The organism is Gaoshiqia sediminis (assembly GCF_025907915.1).
GTDB classification, from domain to species: domain Bacteria; phylum Bacteroidota; class Bacteroidia; order Bacteroidales; family Prolixibacteraceae; genus Gaoshiqia; species Gaoshiqia sediminis.
The window spans coordinates 376,696-397,459 of the sequence record NZ_JAPAAF010000001.1 but is presented as its reverse complement, the minus strand read 5'-3'; the positions used below and the strand labels follow the sequence as shown (position 1 = coordinate 397,459).

The window sequence follows — 20,764 nt, the reverse complement described above, 5'->3', positions numbered from 1 at the left end:
ATTTGAGATTAGTGCAGTCCCGAATACAGGTACGATTTTATATTTTCCCGCGTAATAACTTCGAGTGGGAACAGTTCTGTCACCGGTGGCTGCTTTTTAAACAATAGATAATTAACCAGATAGCTGACACCTAAAAATGCCTGCTTTTTAGGATTTTGATTAATCAAGAAATTAATCACACCATCGTACATATAATGAATGTTGTCCTTCAGCAAATCATACCCAACCAGCACCAAATCTTTTTTACCGTATTTATCCAAAACGGCCGCTGCCAGATAAGATCCTTTCGATGTGGACACAAAAATTCCGGATATGGAATCACGGTTCAGCACATTCAACACTTCACGGTCGAACTCGGCCACCAAGTAACTTCCGAAATCATAGCTCTGAATATTAAATTCCTCTAGCCGGTTATCCGAAAAATAGTCACGAAACCCTCGTTCTTTCTCCTTGAGATGCACTGCATTCTGGATGTCCTCGTAAATATGCAGCACAGCAATATTTCCGGGCGCCTTCATTTTTGTTGCCAGCATTTCGGCCCCTACACGCCCGCTTTGATACAGGTCTTGCCCGATAAAACTGATCGGCTCGGCTTCCGGGATATTGGTATTGAATAAAATATACGGTATGCCTTTTTCTTTCAGCACATCGAAAAAATCAAGTGCCTCATGATAAAAAATGGGCGCCAGCAAAATACTGTCGGGCTGAAATTGAAGTACTTTCTCGGCTACCTGTTTAAAGGAGCTTTTCTCGTACAGGTTAAAATAAAAGGACTCGATTCGAACATTATATTGCGACCAATCTTCCTTCGCCTTAAATATTCCGGCACCCGACTGGTTCCAGTAATCATCCAAAGCAGGATCAGGAATCATAGCGGCTATTCTATACACTTTGTTCGATCCCAGGGTACTGGCAATCAAATTTGGTTTGTAGCCTGTTTTTTCCAGAGCATCCATCACCTTTTTGAGGGCCTTCTCCGAAATTTTTCCTCGTTTGTGCAACACCCGGTCAACCGTGGCCACCGAAACACCGGCCATTTCGGCAATATCTTTTATCCTAATGTTCTTAAATTCAGCCATGAGATTTTTATTTCAAAAATAACCAATCAACAGAAAACTGAGCTATTTCAAATTGAAAGATTCACATAATTTGGCTTTTCTTTCTACAATGTGTCCGCACACAAACCTACAATAAAGATTCAAACTTTGAAAGAAATGTGTGATCACATCATCTATAAAATTGAACAAACAAGGAGGGGCAAGCGAAAAAAATAACAAATTTCAACTAATCGAAGATCAATCCATGCCTTCAAAATAGCACAAAAAAACCCGGCATCAACCGGGTTTTTGTTTTTATGATTACATGGATTAATATTCCATTTCCAGATCACTGCCATGGATTTCGTGCCAAGGCAAACCGTGCTGGTTCAGGGCATCCATAAACGGATCGGGATTAAACTCCTCAACGTTGAATACGCCTGGCTTTTTCCACAAGCTTTTCAGGTACATCATAGCGCCAATCATGGCCGGTACACCGGTGGTATAACTAACTGCCTGCGTGCCTGTTTCCTTGTAAGCTACTTCGTGGCTGCAATTGTTATATACGTAGTAAGTTTTTTCCTGTCCGTCTTTTAAGCCTTTGATGCGGCACCCGATTGAAGTCCAGCCTTTGTAGTTCGCGCCCAGGTCGCCCGGGTTCGGAAGTACCGCCTTCAGAAACTGGATGGGAACAATCTCACGGCCTTCGTACATAACAGGCTCAATACCGGCCATGCCAATATTCTGAATAACACGCAGGTGTGTCAGGTATTCCTGTCCGAAGGTCATCCAGAAACGGGCTTGCCTGATGGTGGGGAAATTTTTCACCAGAGACTCCAATTCTTCGTGATAAATAAGGTACGACTCTTTCGGCCCTATTTCCGGGTAGTTCAATGGTTTATGAATTTCGTGCGGTTCTGTTTCCACCCATTTGCCGTCTTTCCAGTATTTCCCTTTTTGGGTTACTTCGCGGATATTAATTTCGGGGTTGAAATTCGTGGCAAACGCTTTGCCATGATCACCCGCATTGCAGTCAACAATGTCCAGGTACTGAATTTCATCAAAATGGTGTTTGGCGGCATAGGCAGTATAAATACTGGTTACCCCCGGGTCGAAGCCACAGCCTAAAATAGCAGTAATACCGGCCTCTTTGAAACGATTTTGGTATGCCCACTGCCATTTGTATTCAAATTTGGCTTCGTCTTTGGGTTCATAGTTGGCCGTGTCCAGGTAACTGGTTTCGGTTTCCAAACAAGCGTCCATGATAGGCAGATCCTGATACGGCAAGGCCACATTCACAACCAGGTCGGGCTTAAAATTGCGGATCAGCTCTACCAGTTGCGGTACATTTTCAGCATCCACTTGGGCTGTTTTAATCCGGTTACCACCAATTTTGTTGGCAATTTCGTCGCATTTAGCTTTGGTGCGGCTGGCCAACATAATTTCTGAAAATACTTCCGGCAATGCAGCCATTTTGTGGGCAACAACTGTTCCCACTCCTCCTGCACCAATGATTAATACTTTTCCCATTTACTTTTATTACAGTTAATAAGGTTATCTAACAAGAGCCAAAGGAAATAAATTTTTCATAGTCTTAAAATATTTTTCGCCTGAATTTTCAAAAAAAGAATACACACTAATTACCTGACAACAAATACCTTACACTCAAATCACGCCACCCGATTCTCAATTTCCCGGTAAAGTCGTTCCAATACGAAAAATAAAGTGCCCAACATCGCAATCAATCGTACCAAAGTTGCACAGCTTTCCGATCCTGCATCCTTAGGCGCCATTCCTTCGGGTAATAATTATTGAAGCGTGTTCCCAGGTTTTTTAGAAACCCGAGCGGGATGCCCCGAAAGCTAGCCAAGTGCCAATCATTTCCCTCTAAACTCAAATTAAATTGTTCCCGTCCCAAATACTTCAAAGCCCCTTCCAGCGAAAGCTCAACCGGATGAAAAACGGCACCATTTAAATCCAGGCACATGGACAATTCGTGCTCGGGGAGGATGTCTTTCTTTTTCACCAATCCTAGCGTTGTTCCGGCTTTTACCAGGTTTATTTTTTCAAAAAGAAATAGTATTTCCGGTTCCCAATCGGCCGGTATAAACTTCAGTCGGTCCTGATGCTGGAAGAATTTCTTTGTTTCCGGGGAGAGTACCCAGTTTTGCGGGAGAGCGACCGGTTTTTGCAGCAACGTTTTATACTTCCGCGGAAAACGAACCGGATTCGTTTCTTCTGTTTTCCGGAGCAAGGCCACAAAAAATCCCTCACCCTGCACTTTGTGCGGAAGAAAACGATACCCCCAGATGCCATCCTGTTCCATCTCCTCAATATTCCAGTCAGGCCGAAGCGGAATGCGGATACTGGTAAAACCTCCCTGTTTTTTCAACCAACTCAGGTTTTCCTCGTTTTCGGCCGGGTTGAAGGTGCAGGTGCTGTAAACCAGGTAGCCGCCGCCTTTCACGCAGCTCCAGCTTTCGGCCAAAATACGGCGTTGCCGCACGGCGCAAAGGTTGGCATTTTCGGGTGACCACTCCAGTGCGGCCTCCGGATCGCGGCGGAACAGCCCTTCACCCGAACAGGGCGCATCGATGACCAGCACGTCAAATAACGCTCCTAATTCGCCAAACTGACGGGGATCGCTGTTGCTAACCAAAAAATTGGTGTGGCCCCACTTGGTCAGGTTTTCGATCAGCACCGGCACCCGTGCGCGGATCACTTCATTGGCAACCAAGAGATCAGCTTGCCCCAATAGACTATTTAAATGAGTTGACTTTCCACCCGGGGCAGCACACAAATCCAAAACCAACTTTGGATGATCCAACCGGATTTGCCCGAAAACCTGTTCCAGGAACATCGAACTGGCTTCCTGCACATAGTAAGCCCCTGCGTGCCACAGCGGGTCGAGCGCAAACACCGGACGTTCGGGTAGGAAGTACCCCGTTGTGCACCACGGAATTTCCGCTAATCGGGGCTGAAGGTTCATTTTATCTGCATTCAACCGGATGCTTACGTTGACATCCTGATCAAGAAACTCAATAAATTGCCCGGCTGTATCGGGAAATTGTTTCCTGATGCGTTCGGTAAACGCTGCCGGCCAGGTGTTTTTTTGTGCTGTCATGCCCCAAAATTAAGACTTTTTGCCCCTAAGCCACACATAGTTCTCAAAAACCGGAAAATAGTCAGCACATACAGGTTCACTTTGTTTATGTGTATAAATGCGTATCGCCGAAACGGTTAAAACGTTTTTCTTTGCAGTGTTCCAGGAGGCTTTCGGTTGAGCAACCTGTAAAAAAGGTATCAAAAATTGATAAAATAGTTATTTTTGAGGCTGAACATTTCAGCATAAAGGAGATCGAATCATGAGCGAAAAATTGGCAAAACAACTAAATAACGAGTTCAACGAAAAAGAAACCGTTGAAACGCTTAAGGCGCTGGCCGAACGCTTTGAAGAAAAGATTGTCTTCACGACCAGCTTTGGCGTTGAAGACCAAGTCATCACCGATATGATTTTCAAACACGACCTGTCAATAAAAGTGGTTACCCTGGATACTGGCCGCCTGTTTGAAGAAACTTACAAAGTTTATAGCCGAACGCTCGAAAAATACAGCAAGCCTATTCATCCCTATTTTCCCAAAAATGAACAGTTGGAAAAATTTGTGGCAGAAAAAGGCCCCAACAGTTTTTATGCCTCGGTTGAAAACCGCAAAATGTGCTGCCACATCCGCAAAGTGGAACCGCTTGGGCGGGCACTGGCTGGCATGGAATGCTGGATTACCGGTTTGCGTGCTTCACAATCACAAAACCGCGAAGGACTGGAATTCTTCAACTGGGATTCCGGCTTTTCGTTGGTAAAATACAACCCGCTGCTGCATTGGGAACTGGAAGATTGCCGCAAATATGTGCTCGAAAATCATGTGCCGTATAATGTGTTGCACGACCGCGGTTTTGTGAGCATTGGCTGTGCTCCCTGTACCCGCGCCATTCAGCCGGGTGAAGATTTCCGCGCCGGACGCTGGTGGTGGGAAGACAACTCGAAAAAAGAGTGCGGCCTGCACAAGCATTAAAAAGAAGACAGTCGCAGTCTCAGTTTTCAGGGTACAAGCACCCTGCTTGTATCTGACTAAACTGCGACTCTTAAACAACCCTTCTTCCAAACGGGGTGAGCGCCAAACTCACCAGCTTAAAATGCTGTTTGGCAAAGGGGATTCCAATAATGGTGATGGCAAACAACAAGCCCAGCACCAGGTGAGAAAGGGCAATCCAAATACCGCCAATCAGTAACCAGATAATATTCAGAATAGTGGACAGGCACCCCGGGGCATAATCCATGTATTCGATACGCTTTCCAAAAGGCCACAAGGCCATCAGCGACAACTTAATCGCCTGCAAACCAAAAGGAATGCCGACAATGGTCAGGCATAGCAACAAGCCGGCAACCAGGTATTCCAAAAAAATAAGAAAGCCGCCAAAAACAACCCAAATAATGTTTCCAAGAGTGCTCATCGTTTCCAAATGTTAAGTGATTTCTAGACGAAAGTAGATAAAACAGTCCACCCAATTGGTCAGTTTTCGGTAAACCAACCTGATTCAGGGGTAAAGCGAACAAATCAGCTTCTCAGCGCCCGTATTTCTATCGAATCCGAACTTCCACACCCGGAGCTGCCACGGAGAGCTTTTCTGTCAATTCATTTAAATCGGTATTATAATGAACCGGGTACACAACCTTTGGCTTCAGTTTTTTCACCACCTGCACAAACATATCCTCGCCCATCGTAAAAGGCAGCATCATAGGAATGAAGGCCACATCAGGCTTCATAAAAAAACGCATTTCATCGATATATTCGGTATCGCCAGCAATGTAAATGGTTTTGTCGCCAAACACCAGAAAATAGCCATTCCCTTCGCCTTTGGGATGATACGGAACATTGTCGGGCCGGAGGTTCACCACATTATAGGCGGGCACCGCCTTGATATAAATATCGTTGAAAGTAGTCTGCTGCCCATTCTCTAAGAACTGGCCAAAATCCATCTTTTTGATACAGGATTTGGAGGCGATGACCTTTGTGCCGGGTTTCGAAAGCGTTTCGATAACACTGATGCTCAAATGGTCACGGTGATCATGGGTAATTAAAATCAAATCGGCCTTGGGTAGTTTGCTGACATCGCCAACATTAGGAATGGGATCGACGTATATATTCAGCCGGTTAAACTTGAAATAATAAAAGCAGTGGCCAATTACTTGTATTTCAACCGCCCCTTTTGAAGTGTACAGGCTATCAACTTGCTTGTAATATTGGGCCGACGATTCAGCGACCGTGAACAGCAACAACATCAGGGTACAAACAAACCAGTTACGATATGAATTTTTTTTTCCACTCATGGCGACTAAGATATTAAATTTCCAATGTACTTAAAAAAGCTTTTTTGAATGATTTCAACAGGTGCCTCATATATTACCATGCAAAAATGATTGCCTGGAAAATTTATCATGATGAACCCGAAGTGCTTTTGGGCTGTTCTTTTAGGAAAAATTGTCAGTTATGATCCGCACCCCGATTCTTTTGACCTTGGTTGCTTTCAGTTTATTTTCTTCCTGCCGCTATCGCACGGCCCCCGAGCCGACGGAAACTTCGAAAGCCCTTAAAGACGAACAAATAGCACTGGGCGGAATAATTGCCGAACAATTAACTGATTACTCCCTGATAAATTCATCGTTGGCAAACCGCGAAGCAGTTTTTGCCGAAAGTCTGCAGCATCTAAGAGCGCTTTCCGAAGAAATGAAGTATGAAAAAACAGGGGAAGAAGCTGAAAATGAGTTTCGTCGTGCGTGGACAAAACAACAAGAAAAAATCACCCGCCAGCTGGAAAATTTATCAATTGACGATGCCCGCAACTGGATCGCCCTGAACGACAGCCTGCTGAAATATTCAGGAGAAGTGGTCTATGCCGACGAACTGGAAAGAATGGCCTACAATATCGCCGTGCCGGAAATTATGACCGAAAGCATGATCAAATCATTTTGCTACACGAACTTGTACGACCGTATCTACGTCAATTTTTTCAGCAGTTCGTACATGGAATATGAGCATACCACCGGCGGAAAGGTCCGGATTATTCAGGACACAAATTATCCTTTTGATGGCAGTATCGTTCTGAAAATAGAACTGCAGGACACCCGCTACCTCGATCTGTTTGTGCGCATCCCCCACTGGGCCGATCGCGCTTCGGTAACCGTGAAGGGCGTAAAATACAATGTAATTCCGGGAACATACACCGAGATTGCCAAAAAATGGAAAAACGGAGATGAAATGGAGATCGTTTTGGGCATGCGCCCGGATACGGTTAGCAACGGGCAAGGAAACTTTGCTTTCACCTACGGGCCTCTCCTGCTGGCCTATTCCGACATGCAAAACGATAGTCTCGTTTTTTCAGGAACCGATCCTGTAAAATATCTCCGGTATGTCTCGCCTCCCGGTAAAATGCCCACCTTTACCTTCAGCGGCATCCCTCAAAAGACATTGGTGCTTCAACCGTATTTTTCAGAAGAGCAAGAAGGCAGAACACGCACCGCATGGATTAAAACGCTGTAAATTAACCAAACAAACTTGATTTTTGGGAGTGACGACTCTTGACTGAAATTTACCCTTTGTTGTAACTTGCCCTTGTTTATTATGAAGTTGCGATAAAAGAAGCTCTAAAAACATACCATAAACAGGAAAAACCAATCCCAACGAAGAGGGTAAATTTTTCGAAAGAGCTATTAAAAGGAGTTAACATCAACAAAATTTAAAGCACGATTCTCATGAAACGAAAAAAAATCACGCTGCTAATGATTCTATTTGGCGCGGTAATACTTTTTCCCGCCGAGGCCAATTCGCAAAATATTTTAAACAAACTTGGGAAAAAAGTACAGGATAAAATCAGCAATAAAGTAGAAGAACGTGTGGATGAAAAAGTGGACAACGAAGTTGATAAAAGCCTGGACAAAGTGTTTGAAGGCGACTCGGCCAGTAAACCCGAATCAGACGAAAAGCGGCAACAGGAACGCATGGGCAAATTCATGAAAGGCCTCGGCATGTCAGGCGAACCAGTGCCCGTTGACAATGCATATTCCTTCGACTCAAAAATCCAGATGCACATTGAGAGCTACAAAGGGAACGGCGAGAAAGAGAGTGATGGCGATTTCATTACTTACGTAAGCCCATCGATGAAAAACTTTGCCTATGAGTTTGTGTCGGGTGACATCGGCACAAAGGGAAAGGGAACCTTTATCATGGATTTGAAGAACAAAGCTATGATTATGCTTTCAGAAGAAGATGGCAAAAAAACCGGCATCGTTTACGGATTCGATATCAGCGAATTAAATGAAGCTGACTATGAAGCATCTGAAGGTCTGGATGAAGCATCGATCGAAAACATCAACATGAACCCTTATTTGAAAAAAACCGGACGCACCAAAACCATCGAAGGCTACAAATGCGAAGAATACAAATATGATAACCCGGAAGAAGATACGGAAGCAACCTTTTGGATGAGCAAAGACGTGAACATGGCTACACGCGACTGGATGAGTTCCATTTTCAAATCGGCAGCCTATTCGCACGGAATGCCCTGGGGGTTTATCATGGAATCAGAAGCCATTAACAAGGAAACAAAAGAACGCAATATCATGAAGGTTACCGACATTGATCAAAATGCCAATAAAAAATTTGATCTCAGCGGGTACCAGATCACCAATCTGGGCTCAATGAAAATACCCGACATGAACCAGGAATAGTATCAAAAACAAATAGAAAGCTGTGTTAAAAGCTGCTGCCCAATTAGTCATCCCGGACCTCGGCCTTCCCTGGCAGGTGGTCCGGTACTTCCATCAAACAGTTAGTCCACATTCACTCAGGATGATTTTTCTGTTTTTTCCCAATGCTTTTGACGCGGCTTTCTTCCACTCAAAAAAGCCTCAGACCACCTCCATGTTTTCCATGCCGATAATGGCCTCGCCTTTGTAGCGCAGCAAAAGGTTGGCCACAGCAAGGGTGTCCTTTTCGCAGTAGCGAACAATCCGGTCCAGATCTCCTTCCCCATAATACACACCGGCCACCTGGCTGCCATCAATATCATCTTTGGGCGTTGGAATGTTAAAAGCAGCACAAAGCAAACTCAACGAAGTATAGTTCTTATAGTCGCCAAATTTCCAGAGTTGCAGCGTGTCCATAAGTTTGTCCTTCACGTCCCAGGGTTTCATACCGGCCAAATCCAGTATTTTTGGAAGCCGTAACCCGTTGATCAACGTACGACGGGCAATGTAAGGATAGTCAAATTCCTGTCCGTTGTGCGCACAAAGGCATTTACCGGGGTGGTTAGTGAATTTGTTCAACATGTTATTGAACGAAGCAAGTAGCTTCGTTTCGTCATCATCGTGAAACGACTTCACCCGAAAAAAGCGCTCGCCACCTTTTTGCACAACAACCCCGGAGGAAATACAAATAATGCGGCCAAACTCGGCATAAATACCTGCCCGTTCATAAACATCTTCCGGGCCTTGCCCCTCAGCTCGAAAATAAGCCGATTTCTGTGTCCACAGTTTCTGAAAATTCTCGGGCAGCTCGTGAAAAGTCGGTTGTTGCGGAACCGTTTCAATATCCAGGAACAGGACATCCTCAATGTTCAGGTTATATAGCATAAGTTACAGGTTTTGTTTGATGAATTGGGTCAGTATTTGAATCGCCACGCGGTTGTTACCGCCCTCGGGCACAATAATGTCGGCAAAACGTTTGGTGGGCTCAATAAATTGCAGGTGACTGGGACGGACCGTTTTTTCGTATCGCGCCAGCACTTGATACACATCGCGTCCCCGCTCCACCATATCGCGCTGGATCACCCTTGATAGGCGCACATCCGAGTCGCAATCCACGAACACTTTTATGTCCATCAGTTTACGCAATTCAGTATTGCACAACACCAAAATACCTTCCACAATAATAACTGGCTTGGGCAAAACAGTTGTGGTTTGGCCCGACCGGGTACACGTTAGGTACGAGTAGCTTGGCTCTTCGATCGATTCCCCCCGCTTTAATTGGTTTAAATGGTCAATTAACAAACTAAACTCAATCGAATCGGGATGATCAAAATTCAGTTTTGTACGTTCTTCTTCAGGCAAGTGACGATTGTCCTTGTAATACGAATCCTGCGACAAAACAGCGACCTCCTCTTTGGAGAATCGGTCCAGAATTTTGTTTACAACGGTTGTCTTTCCGGAACCTGTGCCTCCGGCAATGCCTATAATGATCATGATTCCTTTTTATCAGTCAAAGATAAACAAGCCACTTGTATTTTTACTAATCGACCGGAAAATTATGGAACACAGCTCGGAATGTATTAACTTCGCAGCAGAAAAAATAACCTAAAACATACAAAATTATGCTTAACCATGTTGTTCTTTTTAAACTGAAAGAATATCCAGAGGCTGAAAAACGCGAAGTGTTGGCACAAATTAAATCGGCGCTGGAAGGGTTGAAAGATAAAATACGGGAATTGAAATATCTGGAAGTCGGCTTAAATTATGAGCTGGATGCAAAGTCTTTTGATATTTGCCTGATTTCGCATTTTGAAAATGCAGGCGACCTTGCCGCATACCAGATTCATCCCGAACACCTGAAAGTAACCAAGCTGGTTCGCGACACCACTATTTCCCGCGCTGCGGTTGACTTCGAATTTTAAACTGTCCCCATTTTTATGATGAATTTATATCCCTTAAAGTTTACCCCTATTTTTATGGACAAGATCTGGGGCGGACAAAAAATTAAGACCGAACTGGGAAAAGACTTCGGCAACCTCCCAAACTGTGGCGAAAGCTGGGAAATATCGGGAGTGCAAGGAAACATTTCGGTTGTCAGCAACGGCTATTTGGCCGGCAACACACTAGAGGAGCTAATTGAGGTGTACATGGGTGAGCTGGTCGGCGACAAAGTTTACGAAAGGTTCAGTATTGAATTCCCGCTGCTGATCAAGTTCATCGATGCCAACGACGATCTTTCCGTACAAGTACATCCCGATGACGAACTTTCGAAAAAGCGCCACCAAGCATTCGGAAAAACAGAAATGTGGTACGTTTTACAGGCCGACCAGGGTGCACGGCTCAACTCGGGATTCAACTGTAAAATCGACAAGGAAACCTACCTAAAAAAACTGAAAAACAAAGAATTGATGGATATCCTCAACTTTGTGGAAGTAGAGGCTGGCGATGTGTTTTTCATGCCTGCGGGACGTGTTCACGCAATCGGGAAAGGAATTGTGGTGGCCGAAATTCAGCAAACGTCTGATGTGACTTACCGCATATACGATTACGACCGGAAAGATGCAAACGGAAACGAACGCGACCTGCACACCGAACTGGCACTGGATGCGATCGACTTTACCTACCACGACAGCTACAAAACCAATTACCAAACCACGCTGAACGAGAGCAGCGAGGTAGTTAAATGCGATTATTTCACCACGAACATCCTCGAGTTTGACGCTGCACTGGAAAAAGATATTTACGGGTTGGATTCGTTTGTGATTTATATTTGCGTGGAAGGCGAATACGAAATCAGCAGCCCGGGAGCAACCGAAAAGGTCAAAAAAGGGGAAACAATCCTGATACCGGCATCAGTCAATCAATTTCAATTAAAACCACTTACCGGAAAAGTAAAATTACTGGAGGTACATGTATAATGATGGAGATCAAGACTGCCCAGTTTTTAATGAGTAATACCAATGTAAAAAAATGCCCGGCGCCGGATCGGCCCGAGTACGCATTTATCGGCCGTTCGAACGTGGGCAAGTCTTCACTGATCAACATGCTGACCAATCAGAAAAAGCTGGCAAAAACATCATCGCGGCCGGGCAAAACGCAACTTATCAACCACTTCATCATCAACGACAGTTGGTATTTGGTAGATTTGCCCGGCTACGGCTATGCCAAGGTTTCCAAAAAAGCCCGTAACAAGTTCCAGGCCTACATTGTGGATTACATTCTGCAACGGGAAAACCTGTATTGCCTCTTCGTTTTAATTGATTCGCGACTGGAACCTCAGGCCATCGACCTAGATTTTATCTCCTGGCTGGGCGAAAAACAGGTTCCATTCGCGCTCGTTTTCACCAAGGCCGACAAACTCGGAAAGACAAAACTGGCCAGCGCCGTGGCACACTACAAAAAGGAACTAAAAAAACAGTGGGCCGAACTGCCTCCCGTTTTGGTAAGTAGTGCAGAAACCGGCCTGGGGAAAGAAGAAATCCTGACCTTCATCGCCGACGCTCACTTACCTGACAACTAGCCAACTACAAATCAACGGATTGCACTGACACGTTAACGTCCGAACTTCTCAAAAAGCGAGAACTTGGGCATATTATTTTCAAGATATCTTAAAGATTTTTTTACCTTTGCGGACAATTCCAAGGAACTAAATTTTAAAAAGAAAATATGGGAACGAAAGCCCCTTTAAAGATTTTCACTGGAACAGCCACCACGTATTTAACCGAAAAAATTTGTGAAAGCGTAGGTGTTGAACTGGGAAAATCTTCCTGCCCGGTTTTTGCCGATGGTGAGTTTGAACCTTGTTATGAAGAAACGATCCGCGGATCGCATGTGTTTATCGTTCAATCCACTTTCCCTCCCGGCGACAATTTACTGGAACTTTTACTGATGATTGATGCCTCCAAACGTGCCTCGGCCTACAAAACGATCGCAGTAATTCCCTATTTCGGATTTGCCCGCCAGGACCGAAAAGACAAGCCACGCGTTTCGATTGGTGCAAAACTGATGGCCGATCTGCTTTCAGCTGCCGGTGTTGACCGAGTCATCACCATGGACCTGCATGCCGATCAAATCCAGGGCTTTTTTAATGTCCCGGTTGATCATCTATACGCCTCGGCCCTGTTCATCCCATTCATCCAGCAAATGGGACTGCGCGACATTGTCATTGCCTCGCCTGATGTTGGCGGCACGAAACGTGCAAACACATACGCCCGCCTATTAGGCACCGACATGGTTATCTGCCATAAATCGCGTGAAAAAGCCAATGTGGTAGGCAATATGACCTTGATTGGTGATGTACGCGACAAAGATGTCATCATCGTTGATGACCTGATCGATACGGCCGGAACCATTACAAAAGCTGCCGGTTTGATGATCAAAGAAGGAGCCAATTCAGTCAGGGCTTTCGCTGCCCACGGACTTTTGTCCGAACCGGCATACGAACGAATTGAAAACTCGGCTTTGAAAGAAGTGTATTTTACCGACTCCATACCAGCCAAAAGGGAATCCTCAAAAATCAAATACATTTCGGTGGCCGATGCTTTTTCGCAGGCCATCCAACGTGTCTATAAAAATCAATCGATCAGTTCATTATTTTTCAAGTAATTTTATAACTTTGCACCGCTTTTTCCGGACGGCATGAGGTTATGTATGCTGTTTGCCCTTTCACCGAAAAGGGAGGACTGAGTACCATAATTAATAATTTAATTTTCAAACGATGAAATCAGTAACAATTAACGGCTCACAACGGGCTGCTCTTGGTAAAAAAGACGCCAAGAAATTACGGAATGACGAAAAAGTACCATGCGTACTTTACGGAGGAGAAGAACCTGTTCACTTTCAGGCTGATGCAGCCGAGTTCCGCAAAATCGTTTACACGCCAAACGTGTATATGATCGACCTGAACATTGAAGGTACAAGCCACAAAGCAATTATGCAGGACATTCAATTTCACCCGGTTGCCGAGCAAATTCTACACATCGACTTCCTGAAAGTTGACGAAGAAAAACCACTGAAGATTGAAGTTCCGGTGAAAGTGGAAGGATACGCCAAGGGGATGCGTGCCGGGGGTAAAATGAAATTGAACCTGCGCCGTCTGAAAGTGAAAGGCCTGGCAAAAGACATTCCGGATTCAATCAAAGTAAACATCGACGAACTGGAATTGGGACAGAGCATTAAAGTTGGACAAGTAGAAGCTGAAAACCTGGAGTTCATGAACTCTAAATCAGTACCTGTTGTCACCATTATGGTAACAAGAGCTGCACGTGCTGCGATGAATGCTGCCGGAAAATAATCCCTGCTACTATCGCGTTTCTTTGGAAGACCAAAGGATCAATTGTATCTGGCAATTTTCAATAAACTGATACAAGTATTTTAGAATGAAATATCTGATAACTGGATTGGGAAATCCGGGTAAAGAATACGAAAATACCCGGCACAATATCGGGTTTAAAATATTGGACGCTCTTGCCGATGCGTCCAATATTGTTTTTAGCGACCGCCGTTACGGATATGTTGCCGAGTATAAATTCAAAGCCCGGACTTTTATTCTTTTAAAACCGACCACGTACATGAACCTGAGTGGCCGGGCAGTGAATTACTGGCTCAAAGAGGAAAAAATTCCGTTTGAGAACCTGCTCGTGATCACCGACGACCTGGCCCTGCCTTTTGGCACCTTGCGGCTACGGGCAAAAGGTGGCGATGCCGGCCACAACGGATTGAAAAACATCCAGGAAACCACCGGACGAAATGATTTTGCGCGTCTGCGCTTCGGCATTGGCGACGATTTCAAACGCGGGCAGCAGGTAAACTATGTACTTAGCGAATGGGAAAAAGATGAAGCAGCCGAACTTCCGCAAAAAATCGATACCTGTATCGAAATCATACAAAGCTACGGAACGATTGGCATTGAGCGAACCATGAACGAGTACAATAAACGCAAATAAGATGGACAACCAGGTGCGAGTGGACAAATGGCTGTGGGCAACACGCGTGTTCAAAACACGGAGCATTGCCACCGAAGCCTGCAAGAAAGGCCGGGTTGTTATCGACAACATACAGGTAAAACCATCGCGTGTTATGAAAATTGGAGATATTGTGCATGTAAAAAAATCCCCGGTCACTTATCGCTACAAAGTACTTGGATTGATCGAAAAAAGGATTGGAGCACAACTGGCTTCCGAATACCTGCTGGATGTCACCCCAAAAGAAGAGCTCGCAATTTTGGACGTTCAGAAGAATATGATCTGGATGAAACGTGAACGAGGTACCGGCCGGCCGACCAAGAAAGAACGCCGCGACCTGGACGATTTTTTTGAAACTGATTGATTATGCTGATAGCTCAGGAAAAAAGAAAAACAAATATTGCTGAATACATCCTCTACCTCTGGCAAGTGGAAGATTTGCTCCGGGCACTTGATTTTGACCTGGACAAAATTGGCAAAACCGTCGTTTCCAGGTTTGAAACCGATGATGATACTCGTTTGGAAATTTACCAATGGTATAAAAACCTGGTGCTGATGATGCAAAAAGAACAAGTCACCCAACAGGGCCATGTTCAGTTCATCAAAAACCTGGTTGACGAGTTGAACCGTTTTCACCTGCAGCTACTGCAAGGAGCAAACGATTCGAAATATCTGGCGCTGCACCATCTGGCGAAACCCATCATCGACGAGTTCAGGCTGAAAAGCAACGAAATGGAGGCGAATGACATCCAGGTAGCCCTGCAAGCCCTGTACAGCATCCTGCTGCTCAAGCTTCAAGGAAAAGAAATCAGTACGTCGACCACACAAGCTGTGGCACACATCAGCAAACTGGTTGGGCACCTGGCAGGTCGCTACCGACAATATGAAGAAGGCGAATTCGAAATTTAAAGAAAGCGGTGTTGCTCACCATTTTCAGGCAGGAAACACGTTTCGCGCCGGCCAAACCAACGAAAGCGATTTCGGGCCACCCAGTCGTATAATTTATCGCGCCAACCCAACGGTAATACCCTGATAATATGCAATAACCAGCAAAAGCCACCCAATCGCCCGGCAATTCTGAGTGCAGCTTCCGAACGAAGAAAATATCCATTCGCTTCCACTAAAATAACCGAATCCATCTGAGTCCTTATTTTCAGTTTCTTCTTCCAGAATTCTCCCGTCTTGCTATTTATCGGGGCAAAAAGAAAAATCCCTGTCTTATCCGCTTTCAAAACCCTCTGCACCACCCAACTGCATAAATAGCAATATCCGTCAAAAAGAACCAGTACTTTTCCTTCGGGCAAGGTCATTATTTGTTGTTTTGGTAGTCTTTTACCAGACCATCAGCCAGCCAGTTGGCCAGGGCCTGCCGGTTGTTTTCCATCATAAAACGCTGCTGGTCTCGCCGGTGGTTAATGTTCCCCAACTCAATAAATACTGCCGGGGGGTAGGAATATTTCAGCACGTACAAATTACGATCGGAAACAGTGCCATGGTATCCCCGGTTAGGTTGATGGCGGGCATACTTTTCTTTGAAGGTTTGTTGCAAGTTAACAGCTAGTTTTCTACCGGTTTTGCTTGATTTATCATGATAGAAAAATACATCAATATTCTCACGCTTACTGCGCGAATCGACATGAATGATTACCAACCGCTGGGATTTACCCTTATTTTGAACATACAACTGGTTCACGGCATCTTTGCGTTGGCGAAGACGGTTGAGCTGATTCCTGGGGATTGACAAATTAGGGTAACACCTTTCATCATTATCGGCCTTCAAGAAACTCTCGTCCCTAATCCCGTCATTTTCGTCGCGGGTAATCATGTACACCAAGGCCCCCCGTTCAATCAGGGAGCGTGCCAAACGCAGGGTCACATCGTATGCATATTCATCCTCACACAAAATATGGTTGTCATAATGGGCCACAGCCCCCGGATCCGGGCCACCATGACCGCTAACAAGGTAAAAAACGGCCCCATTCAACTGGGCGCTTACCGGAACAACAAGCTCATATTTTTCGCCAAAAATCGGATAGATGGTTCCACCGGATGCAGGTGCAACTGGTGCTGCAGATACGCCCGGCACAGGTGCATCTGTTTTATTCACGGCCGGAAGCCGGTAAGTTTGACCGTCATACAAGCTGTTGTCTCTTCCCAATTTCGACTGATTAAGCTCAATAAATTCTTTCAGGTATTTCTCAGGGGGTAAATTATACCGTTTCAATAAACTATAAATTCCCTCCCCTTTTTCGGCCTTCGTTGTTAAATAATCCTGCGCCCGAAGTGAGGGAGAAAAAACAGTTGCCAATATAACAATGGCGAAAAATCTATATAATTGACGGCTAAGTATCTTTACCTTTAAACTTTTCATCGAAAATTAATTTTAAATAAAAAACGAAAGTGCACCTGCAATGTTTATTTAATTTTAACCCTGGTTATAGTCCTTGGGCATAAAACTATCAACAAATATTGAAAAACAAATAACGGATGAAAAATTCATTCCTTCTGATTGCCTTTATTTTTGGGTTGCTATCCTGCAAAAGTACCCTGATTATTCAGGATATCCATATGCAGAACATCCCGAATTATGAAAACATTTCAACCATCGACTCAACCATCGTACAACTGGTTGCACCCTACAAACAAAACCTGGAAACAGATATGCAGGAAATTATTGCCATCAGCACAGTTGAACTGGTAAAAGGGAAACCGGAAAGCCTGTTGACCAATTACCTGGCCGATTTGCTATTAGAGGAAGGTAGCCGGTACGCATACAAGCACCCGCTTCAGCCTTTGCCGGACTTGGCTTATTTGAATTATGGAGGGTTGCGCACCCAGCTTCCGAAGGGTGAAATTACCGTCGGTAAAATATTTGAATTGATGCCTTTCGAAAATGAGATGGTGCTGATTCAACTCACCGGGGCCGATTTGTATGAATTTGCAGTGCGCCTGATCTCAAATGGAGGTGATTGCGTTTCGGGAATAAAATTAGGCATCCAAGACAATAAAATTGGCACCTTCGAAATTGATGGAAACCCACTGAACCATACTGCCCTTTACTGGGTTGTAACCAATAATTATGTGGCCGAGGGCGGCGACGGGATGACGATGTTGCTGAATCGCAAAAAATATATTCAAACCGGAATAAAACTGCGGGACTGTTTTATTGACCACATGCGAAACGAATATCAGACGGGACGAACAATTTCACCCAAACTGGATGGGAGGATCTACTATGAATAGCCGAAGGAAATTTATCAGGCAACTGGCCGGGGCGTCTGCCGGATTAGCGTTCATGAACCTGCCCGAACGATTATTGGCCGCAGAGGATTTGATCCGCCTAAGCATCGTTCACACCAACGATATCCACTGCCATATCGACCCTTTCCCCGACACCGATCCTTCCTATGCCGGGCAAGGCGGAATGGCGCGTCTTTCCGGTCTGGTCAAACAAATCAGACAGGAAAACGAAAATGTGTTGCTGCTTGATGCCGGCGACATGTTTCAGGGTACGCCCTACTTCAACTTTTACAACGGCGAATTGATATTGAAAGTGATGTCGGAAATGGGTTATGACGCCTCAACAATAGGCAACCACGAGTTCGACAATGGGTTGGATGGAATCAGCAATGTGATCGATTTCGCGCGGTTCCCGCTGATTTCGAGCAATTACGATTTTTCGCAGACTTCCCTTTATGACCGTTTCCCCAAATATGCAGTTTTCCACAAAAGAGGGATTAAAGTTGGCTTGTATGGATTGGGCATTGAGTTGGAAGGATTGGTCAGCAAGAAAAACTATGGCGACACTCTTTATCTCGACCCGGTAAAAACGACCATCCAAATGGAGTCGTTCCTGAAAAACGAAAAGAAATGCGATCTGGTCATTTGCCTTTCGCACCTGGGACTGAGCTATCGGAACAATAAGATTTCGGATACGGTACTGGCAGGCGAAACCCATTTCACTGACCTGATTATTGGCGGACATACCCATACATTTTTAGAAGCCCCCCTGGAAATGAAAAATGCTGATGGGAAAAGGATCATAGTCAACCAAGCTGGCTGGGGCGGTCTTATGGCTGGCCGGATCGATTTCATTCTTGACAAGGTGGAAAAAAATACGCCAATCGCCTATTCGCAAAACCTGCACATCGTTTCATGAAAAACAGCCAATTGATTCTCCTAGCAGCTTTTTCAGCCATTTTGCTGGCATTGCCTTGGCTCGGATTTATGCCCGGATGGATTTTATTTGTGGCATTTCTGCCCTTAATGATCGTTGAAGATCACATCTTTCAACAACGCAAAACCGAAAGCAGCATTGCCTTTTTCGGGTATGCTTATCTGAGTTTCTGGCTGTGGAATGCTCTCAGCACTTGGTGGATTGTTCATTCCACACTCGCAGGAGGCGTCTTGATTGTCTTTCTGAATGCCACTTTTATGGCCGGTGTTTGGTGGCTTTTTCACCTCATGAAGCGACGCTTCCATATACGAACAGCCAACCTTTCGCTGGTAACTTTCTGGATTTCATTTGAATACCTTCACTTCAACTGGGAAATTGCCTGGCCCTGGCTTAGCTTGGGGAACGGATTTGCTAACCAGGTGAAACTGATACAATGGTACGAATATACGGGTGTTTTTGGAGGAACACTTTGGATCCTGATTATGAACCTATTGTTTTTTCAAGTTTACAAATATATTTCGGTGAAAGGATTTAAATGGGTTATTCCGCAACTAACATGGCTGACTATCGCAATGGCCCTTCCCATTATTTATTCGATGAGGCAATACCATGATTATCGGGAGACTGGCCGTGGTTGCGAAATTGTTATCCTTCAGCCCAACATCGACCCATATCTGGAGAAATTCTCAGGGATGAGCCAGGAGAAGCAACTTTCTTTGCTTGTAAATTTGGCCGATTCGCTCACAACCGCTTCGACAGAATACGTGGTCGGCCCTGAAACTGCTCTTCACCTTTTGGATGAAAATGACAAAATACTCCATCATCCCTATATCAATCCGCTTCGTCAACGAACACAACACTCCCCTCACCTAAACTATATCATGGGTGCTACCACCCGGAAGATTTTTGATCCCGTTGATAAAATACCGCCCACTGCCCGAAAATTTGAGAATGATTCCGTGCAATATTATGATCTTTATAATGCAGCCTTGCTAATTAATCAAGGTGATAGTATTCAAACCTATCATAAAAGTATATTGGTAAGCGGAGTCGAAAAAATGCCGTTCGCGAAATATCTGACCTTTCTGGAAAACTATATAATCGATCTGGGTGGAACCACCGGCAGCTTGGGCACACAGCCTGAGCCAACCAATTTTAAATCAGCTGAAGGTGACCAGGTAGCGCCCATTATTTGTTTTGAGTCAGTTTTTGGAGCATACGTCACCGAATTCACAAAAAAAGGAGCGGGCTTAATTGTTATCATCACCAATGACGGCTGGTGGAAGAACACACCGGGTCACCGACAGCACTTATCATTTGCGCGATTGAGGGCTATCGAAACGCGCCGGGGCATCGCCCGGTCGGCCAACACCGGAATATCAGCTTTTATTAACCAACGAGGAGAAATCATTCAACAAACGAGCTGGTGGGAAAGAACTGCCCTCCGTGGGACACTGAACCTAAACAACCAATTGACTTTTTATGTTCGTTTTGGGGATTATATTGCCCGAATAAGCTCATTTTTGTCTGTATTGCTACTGCTTCTTCTGTTGGCAAACCTGCGAATGGGGAAATTGAAAAAATAAGAAAATCCGCACTAATTCGATTGCGCAAAATCCCTGAATTACAGGATTTGAGTGCCGAAACGGTCAGACTTCCATCGGTAGCGAACCACTCATCCGGCATTCGCCGGACTACAAGGCCTGTCTTTACATTCCTAAAGCTTTCTCGGTTTAATGTAAACTGTTGAATTTGCCAATTTTGAATTAATGCGGATCATATCTTT

General features: G+C 44.8%; 23 protein-coding genes. 14 read left to right on the top strand and 9 right to left on the bottom strand.

What is annotated here, in order from left to right; genetic code table 11:
- Positions 1-8: 8 nt before the first annotated feature.
- The 3 genes from N2K84_RS01655 to N2K84_RS01645 all read right to left on the bottom strand — a co-directional run bounded on the left by N2K84_RS01655 (position 9) and on the right by N2K84_RS01645 (position 4,161).
- Positions 9-1,079, bottom strand: a complete 1,071-nt coding sequence (locus tag N2K84_RS01655) for a substrate-binding domain-containing protein (protein ID WP_282590019.1) — start codon at positions 1,077-1,079, stop codon at positions 9-11.
- 288 nt (positions 1,080-1,367) lie between these two features.
- Entirely contained in the window at positions 1,368-2,567 is a 1,200-nt protein-coding gene (locus N2K84_RS01650) for a saccharopine dehydrogenase family protein (protein ID WP_282590018.1), read from the bottom strand.
- A 211-nt stretch (positions 2,568-2,778) separates the two neighbouring features.
- Positions 2,779-4,161: a methyltransferase RsmF C-terminal domain-like protein gene (locus N2K84_RS01645; protein ID WP_282590017.1), complete on the bottom strand. Its 1,383-nt coding sequence runs from the start codon at positions 4,159-4,161 to the stop codon at positions 2,779-2,781.
- Between the two features lie 241 nt (positions 4,162-4,402).
- Between N2K84_RS01645 and N2K84_RS01640 the strand changes: the two genes are divergently transcribed.
- On the top strand, positions 4,403-5,107 hold the full coding sequence (locus tag N2K84_RS01640) for a phosphoadenylyl-sulfate reductase (protein ID WP_282590016.1): 705 nt from the start codon (positions 4,403-4,405) through the stop codon (positions 5,105-5,107).
- Between the two features lie 70 nt (positions 5,108-5,177).
- On the opposite strand, the gene N2K84_RS01635 is transcribed toward N2K84_RS01640, so the two are convergent.
- A complete protein-coding gene (locus N2K84_RS01635; RefSeq protein WP_282590015.1) occupies positions 5,178-5,546 on the bottom strand; it encodes a YccF domain-containing protein in 369 nt (122 codons plus the stop codon).
- Positions 5,547-5,673: 127 nt separating this feature from the next.
- Positions 5,674-6,423, bottom strand: a complete 750-nt coding sequence (locus N2K84_RS01630; RefSeq protein ID WP_282590014.1) for an MBL fold metallo-hydrolase — start codon at positions 6,421-6,423, stop codon at positions 5,674-5,676.
- Between the two features lie 160 nt (positions 6,424-6,583).
- Here N2K84_RS01630 and N2K84_RS01625 point away from each other — a divergent pair, with 160 nt between their 5' ends.
- On the top strand, positions 6,584-7,633 hold the full coding sequence (locus tag N2K84_RS01625) for a glycoside hydrolase family 127 protein (RefSeq protein WP_282590013.1): 1,050 nt from the start codon (positions 6,584-6,586) through the stop codon (positions 7,631-7,633).
- 212 nt (positions 7,634-7,845) lie between these two features.
- Entirely contained in the window at positions 7,846-8,820 is a 975-nt protein-coding gene (locus N2K84_RS01620; protein WP_282590012.1) for a DUF4412 domain-containing protein, read from the top strand.
- 180 nt (positions 8,821-9,000) lie between these two features.
- Here N2K84_RS01620 and N2K84_RS01615 read toward each other — a convergent pair whose 3' ends face one another.
- Positions 9,001-9,723 carry a ribonuclease H-like domain-containing protein gene (locus N2K84_RS01615; RefSeq protein ID WP_282590011.1) on the bottom strand — a complete coding sequence of 241 codons (723 nt, stop codon included), beginning with the start codon at positions 9,721-9,723 and terminating at the stop codon, positions 9,001-9,003.
- Positions 9,724-9,726: 3 nt separating this feature from the next.
- Entirely contained in the window at positions 9,727-10,332 is a 606-nt protein-coding gene (udk, locus tag N2K84_RS01610; RefSeq protein WP_282590010.1) for a uridine kinase, read from the bottom strand.
- Between the two features lie 128 nt (positions 10,333-10,460).
- Between udk and N2K84_RS01605 the strand changes: the two genes are divergently transcribed.
- The 8 genes from N2K84_RS01605 (at position 10,461) to N2K84_RS01570 (ending at position 15,710) form a co-directional block, all read left to right on the top strand.
- Entirely contained in the window at positions 10,461-10,760 is a 300-nt protein-coding gene (locus tag N2K84_RS01605; RefSeq protein WP_282590009.1) for a Dabb family protein, read from the top strand.
- A gap of 15 nt (positions 10,761-10,775) precedes the next feature.
- Positions 10,776-11,756 carry a type I phosphomannose isomerase catalytic subunit gene (locus N2K84_RS01600; RefSeq protein WP_282590008.1) on the top strand — a complete coding sequence of 327 codons (981 nt, stop codon included), beginning with the start codon at positions 10,776-10,778 and terminating at the stop codon, positions 11,754-11,756.
- Positions 11,757-11,785: 29 nt separating this feature from the next.
- Positions 11,786-12,358, top strand: a complete 573-nt coding sequence (yihA, locus tag N2K84_RS01595; RefSeq protein ID WP_282590007.1) for a ribosome biogenesis GTP-binding protein YihA/YsxC — start codon at positions 11,786-11,788, stop codon at positions 12,356-12,358.
- 146 nt (positions 12,359-12,504) lie between these two features.
- Entirely contained in the window at positions 12,505-13,443 is a 939-nt protein-coding gene (locus N2K84_RS01590) for a ribose-phosphate pyrophosphokinase (RefSeq protein WP_282590006.1), read from the top strand.
- A gap of 112 nt (positions 13,444-13,555) precedes the next feature.
- Entirely contained in the window at positions 13,556-14,131 is a 576-nt protein-coding gene (locus tag N2K84_RS01585; RefSeq protein WP_282590005.1) for a 50S ribosomal protein L25/general stress protein Ctc, read from the top strand.
- Between the two features lie 85 nt (positions 14,132-14,216).
- Complete coding sequence (pth, locus tag N2K84_RS01580) at positions 14,217-14,783, top strand: aminoacyl-tRNA hydrolase (RefSeq protein WP_282590004.1); 567 nt, start codon at positions 14,217-14,219, stop codon at positions 14,781-14,783.
- A gap of 1 nt (position 14,784) precedes the next feature.
- A complete protein-coding gene (locus N2K84_RS01575) occupies positions 14,785-15,165 on the top strand; it encodes an RNA-binding S4 domain-containing protein (RefSeq protein WP_282590003.1) in 381 nt (126 codons plus the stop codon).
- Positions 15,166-15,167: 2 nt separating this feature from the next.
- Positions 15,168-15,710 (top strand): DUF4924 family protein, encoded by a 543-nt coding sequence (locus N2K84_RS01570; RefSeq protein WP_282590002.1) that lies wholly within the window; start codon positions 15,168-15,170, stop codon positions 15,708-15,710.
- Here the strand turns inward: N2K84_RS01570 and N2K84_RS01565 are convergent.
- Positions 15,707-16,111 carry a thiol-disulfide oxidoreductase DCC family protein gene (locus N2K84_RS01565; RefSeq protein ID WP_282590001.1) on the bottom strand — a complete coding sequence of 135 codons (405 nt, stop codon included), beginning with the start codon at positions 16,109-16,111 and terminating at the stop codon, positions 15,707-15,709. The two genes, N2K84_RS01570 and N2K84_RS01565, sit on opposite strands and share 4 nt — an antisense overlap.
- A complete protein-coding gene (locus N2K84_RS01560) occupies positions 16,111-17,172 on the bottom strand; it encodes an N-acetylmuramoyl-L-alanine amidase family protein (protein ID WP_282590000.1) in 1,062 nt (353 codons plus the stop codon). The genes N2K84_RS01565 and N2K84_RS01560 overlap by 1 nt, the downstream gene beginning before the upstream one ends.
- A 116-nt stretch (positions 17,173-17,288) precedes the next feature.
- On the opposite strand from N2K84_RS01560, the gene N2K84_RS01555 reads away from it, so the two are divergent.
- The 3 genes from N2K84_RS01555 to lnt are packed head-to-tail and all read left to right on the top strand — an operon-like array spanning position 17,289 to position 20,564.
- On the top strand, positions 17,289-18,044 hold the full coding sequence (locus N2K84_RS01555; RefSeq protein WP_282589999.1) for a 5'-nucleotidase C-terminal domain-containing protein: 756 nt from the start codon (positions 17,289-17,291) through the stop codon (positions 18,042-18,044).
- Positions 18,022-18,960, top strand: a complete 939-nt coding sequence (locus N2K84_RS01550) for a bifunctional metallophosphatase/5'-nucleotidase (protein WP_282589998.1) — start codon at positions 18,022-18,024, stop codon at positions 18,958-18,960. The genes N2K84_RS01555 and N2K84_RS01550 overlap by 23 nt, the downstream gene beginning before the upstream one ends.
- A complete protein-coding gene (gene lnt / locus N2K84_RS01545; protein WP_282589997.1) occupies positions 18,957-20,564 on the top strand; it encodes an apolipoprotein N-acyltransferase in 1,608 nt (535 codons plus the stop codon). The genes N2K84_RS01550 and lnt overlap by 4 nt, the downstream gene beginning before the upstream one ends.
- Positions 20,565-20,764: the final 200 nt, after the last annotated feature.

What these genes read in the sequence shown, in the direction of transcription:
- N2K84_RS01570 (WP_282590002.1), top strand. Translation starts at nt 15,168, where the DNA reads ATGCTGATAGCTCAGGAAAAAAGAAAAACAAATATTGCTGAATACATC.
- N2K84_RS01645 (WP_282590017.1), bottom strand. Translation starts at nt 4,161, where the DNA reads ATGACAGCACAAAAAAACACCTGGCCGGCAGCGTTTACCGAACGCATC.
- N2K84_RS01615 (WP_282590011.1), bottom strand. Translation starts at nt 9,723, where the DNA reads ATGCTATATAACCTGAACATTGAGGATGTCCTGTTCCTGGATATTGAA.
- N2K84_RS01620 (WP_282590012.1), top strand. Translation starts at nt 7,846, where the DNA reads ATGAAACGAAAAAAAATCACGCTGCTAATGATTCTATTTGGCGCGGTA.
- N2K84_RS01560 (WP_282590000.1), bottom strand. Translation starts at nt 17,172, where the DNA reads ATGAAAAGTTTAAAGGTAAAGATACTTAGCCGTCAATTATATAGATTT.
- N2K84_RS01605 (WP_282590009.1), top strand. Translation starts at nt 10,461, where the DNA reads ATGCTTAACCATGTTGTTCTTTTTAAACTGAAAGAATATCCAGAGGCT.
- pth (WP_282590004.1), top strand. Translation starts at nt 14,217, where the DNA reads ATGAAATATCTGATAACTGGATTGGGAAATCCGGGTAAAGAATACGAA.
- N2K84_RS01650 (WP_282590018.1), bottom strand. Translation starts at nt 2,567, where the DNA reads ATGGGAAAAGTATTAATCATTGGTGCAGGAGGAGTGGGAACAGTTGTT.
- N2K84_RS01585 (WP_282590005.1), top strand. Translation starts at nt 13,556, where the DNA reads ATGAAATCAGTAACAATTAACGGCTCACAACGGGCTGCTCTTGGTAAA.
- N2K84_RS01635 (WP_282590015.1), bottom strand. Translation starts at nt 5,546, where the DNA reads ATGAGCACTCTTGGAAACATTATTTGGGTTGTTTTTGGCGGCTTTCTT.
- N2K84_RS01590 (WP_282590006.1), top strand. Translation starts at nt 12,505, where the DNA reads ATGGGAACGAAAGCCCCTTTAAAGATTTTCACTGGAACAGCCACCACG.
- N2K84_RS01565 (WP_282590001.1), bottom strand. Translation starts at nt 16,111, where the DNA reads ATGACCTTGCCCGAAGGAAAAGTACTGGTTCTTTTTGACGGATATTGC.
- udk (WP_282590010.1), bottom strand. Translation starts at nt 10,332, where the DNA reads ATGATCATTATAGGCATTGCCGGAGGCACAGGTTCCGGAAAGACAACC.
- N2K84_RS01555 (WP_282589999.1), top strand. Translation starts at nt 17,289, where the DNA reads ATGAAAAATTCATTCCTTCTGATTGCCTTTATTTTTGGGTTGCTATCC.
- N2K84_RS01575 (WP_282590003.1), top strand. Translation starts at nt 14,785, where the DNA reads ATGGACAACCAGGTGCGAGTGGACAAATGGCTGTGGGCAACACGCGTG.
- N2K84_RS01655 (WP_282590019.1), bottom strand. Translation starts at nt 1,079, where the DNA reads ATGGCTGAATTTAAGAACATTAGGATAAAAGATATTGCCGAAATGGCC.
- N2K84_RS01600 (WP_282590008.1), top strand. Translation starts at nt 10,776, where the DNA reads ATGATGAATTTATATCCCTTAAAGTTTACCCCTATTTTTATGGACAAG.
- N2K84_RS01630 (WP_282590014.1), bottom strand. Translation starts at nt 6,423, where the DNA reads ATGAGTGGAAAAAAAAATTCATATCGTAACTGGTTTGTTTGTACCCTG.
- lnt (WP_282589997.1), top strand. Translation starts at nt 18,957, where the DNA reads ATGAAAAACAGCCAATTGATTCTCCTAGCAGCTTTTTCAGCCATTTTG.
- yihA (WP_282590007.1), top strand. Translation starts at nt 11,786, where the DNA reads ATGAGTAATACCAATGTAAAAAAATGCCCGGCGCCGGATCGGCCCGAG.
- N2K84_RS01550 (WP_282589998.1), top strand. Translation starts at nt 18,022, where the DNA reads ATGGGAGGATCTACTATGAATAGCCGAAGGAAATTTATCAGGCAACTG.
- N2K84_RS01640 (WP_282590016.1), top strand. Translation starts at nt 4,403, where the DNA reads ATGAGCGAAAAATTGGCAAAACAACTAAATAACGAGTTCAACGAAAAA.
- N2K84_RS01625 (WP_282590013.1), top strand. Translation starts at nt 6,584, where the DNA reads ATGATCCGCACCCCGATTCTTTTGACCTTGGTTGCTTTCAGTTTATTT.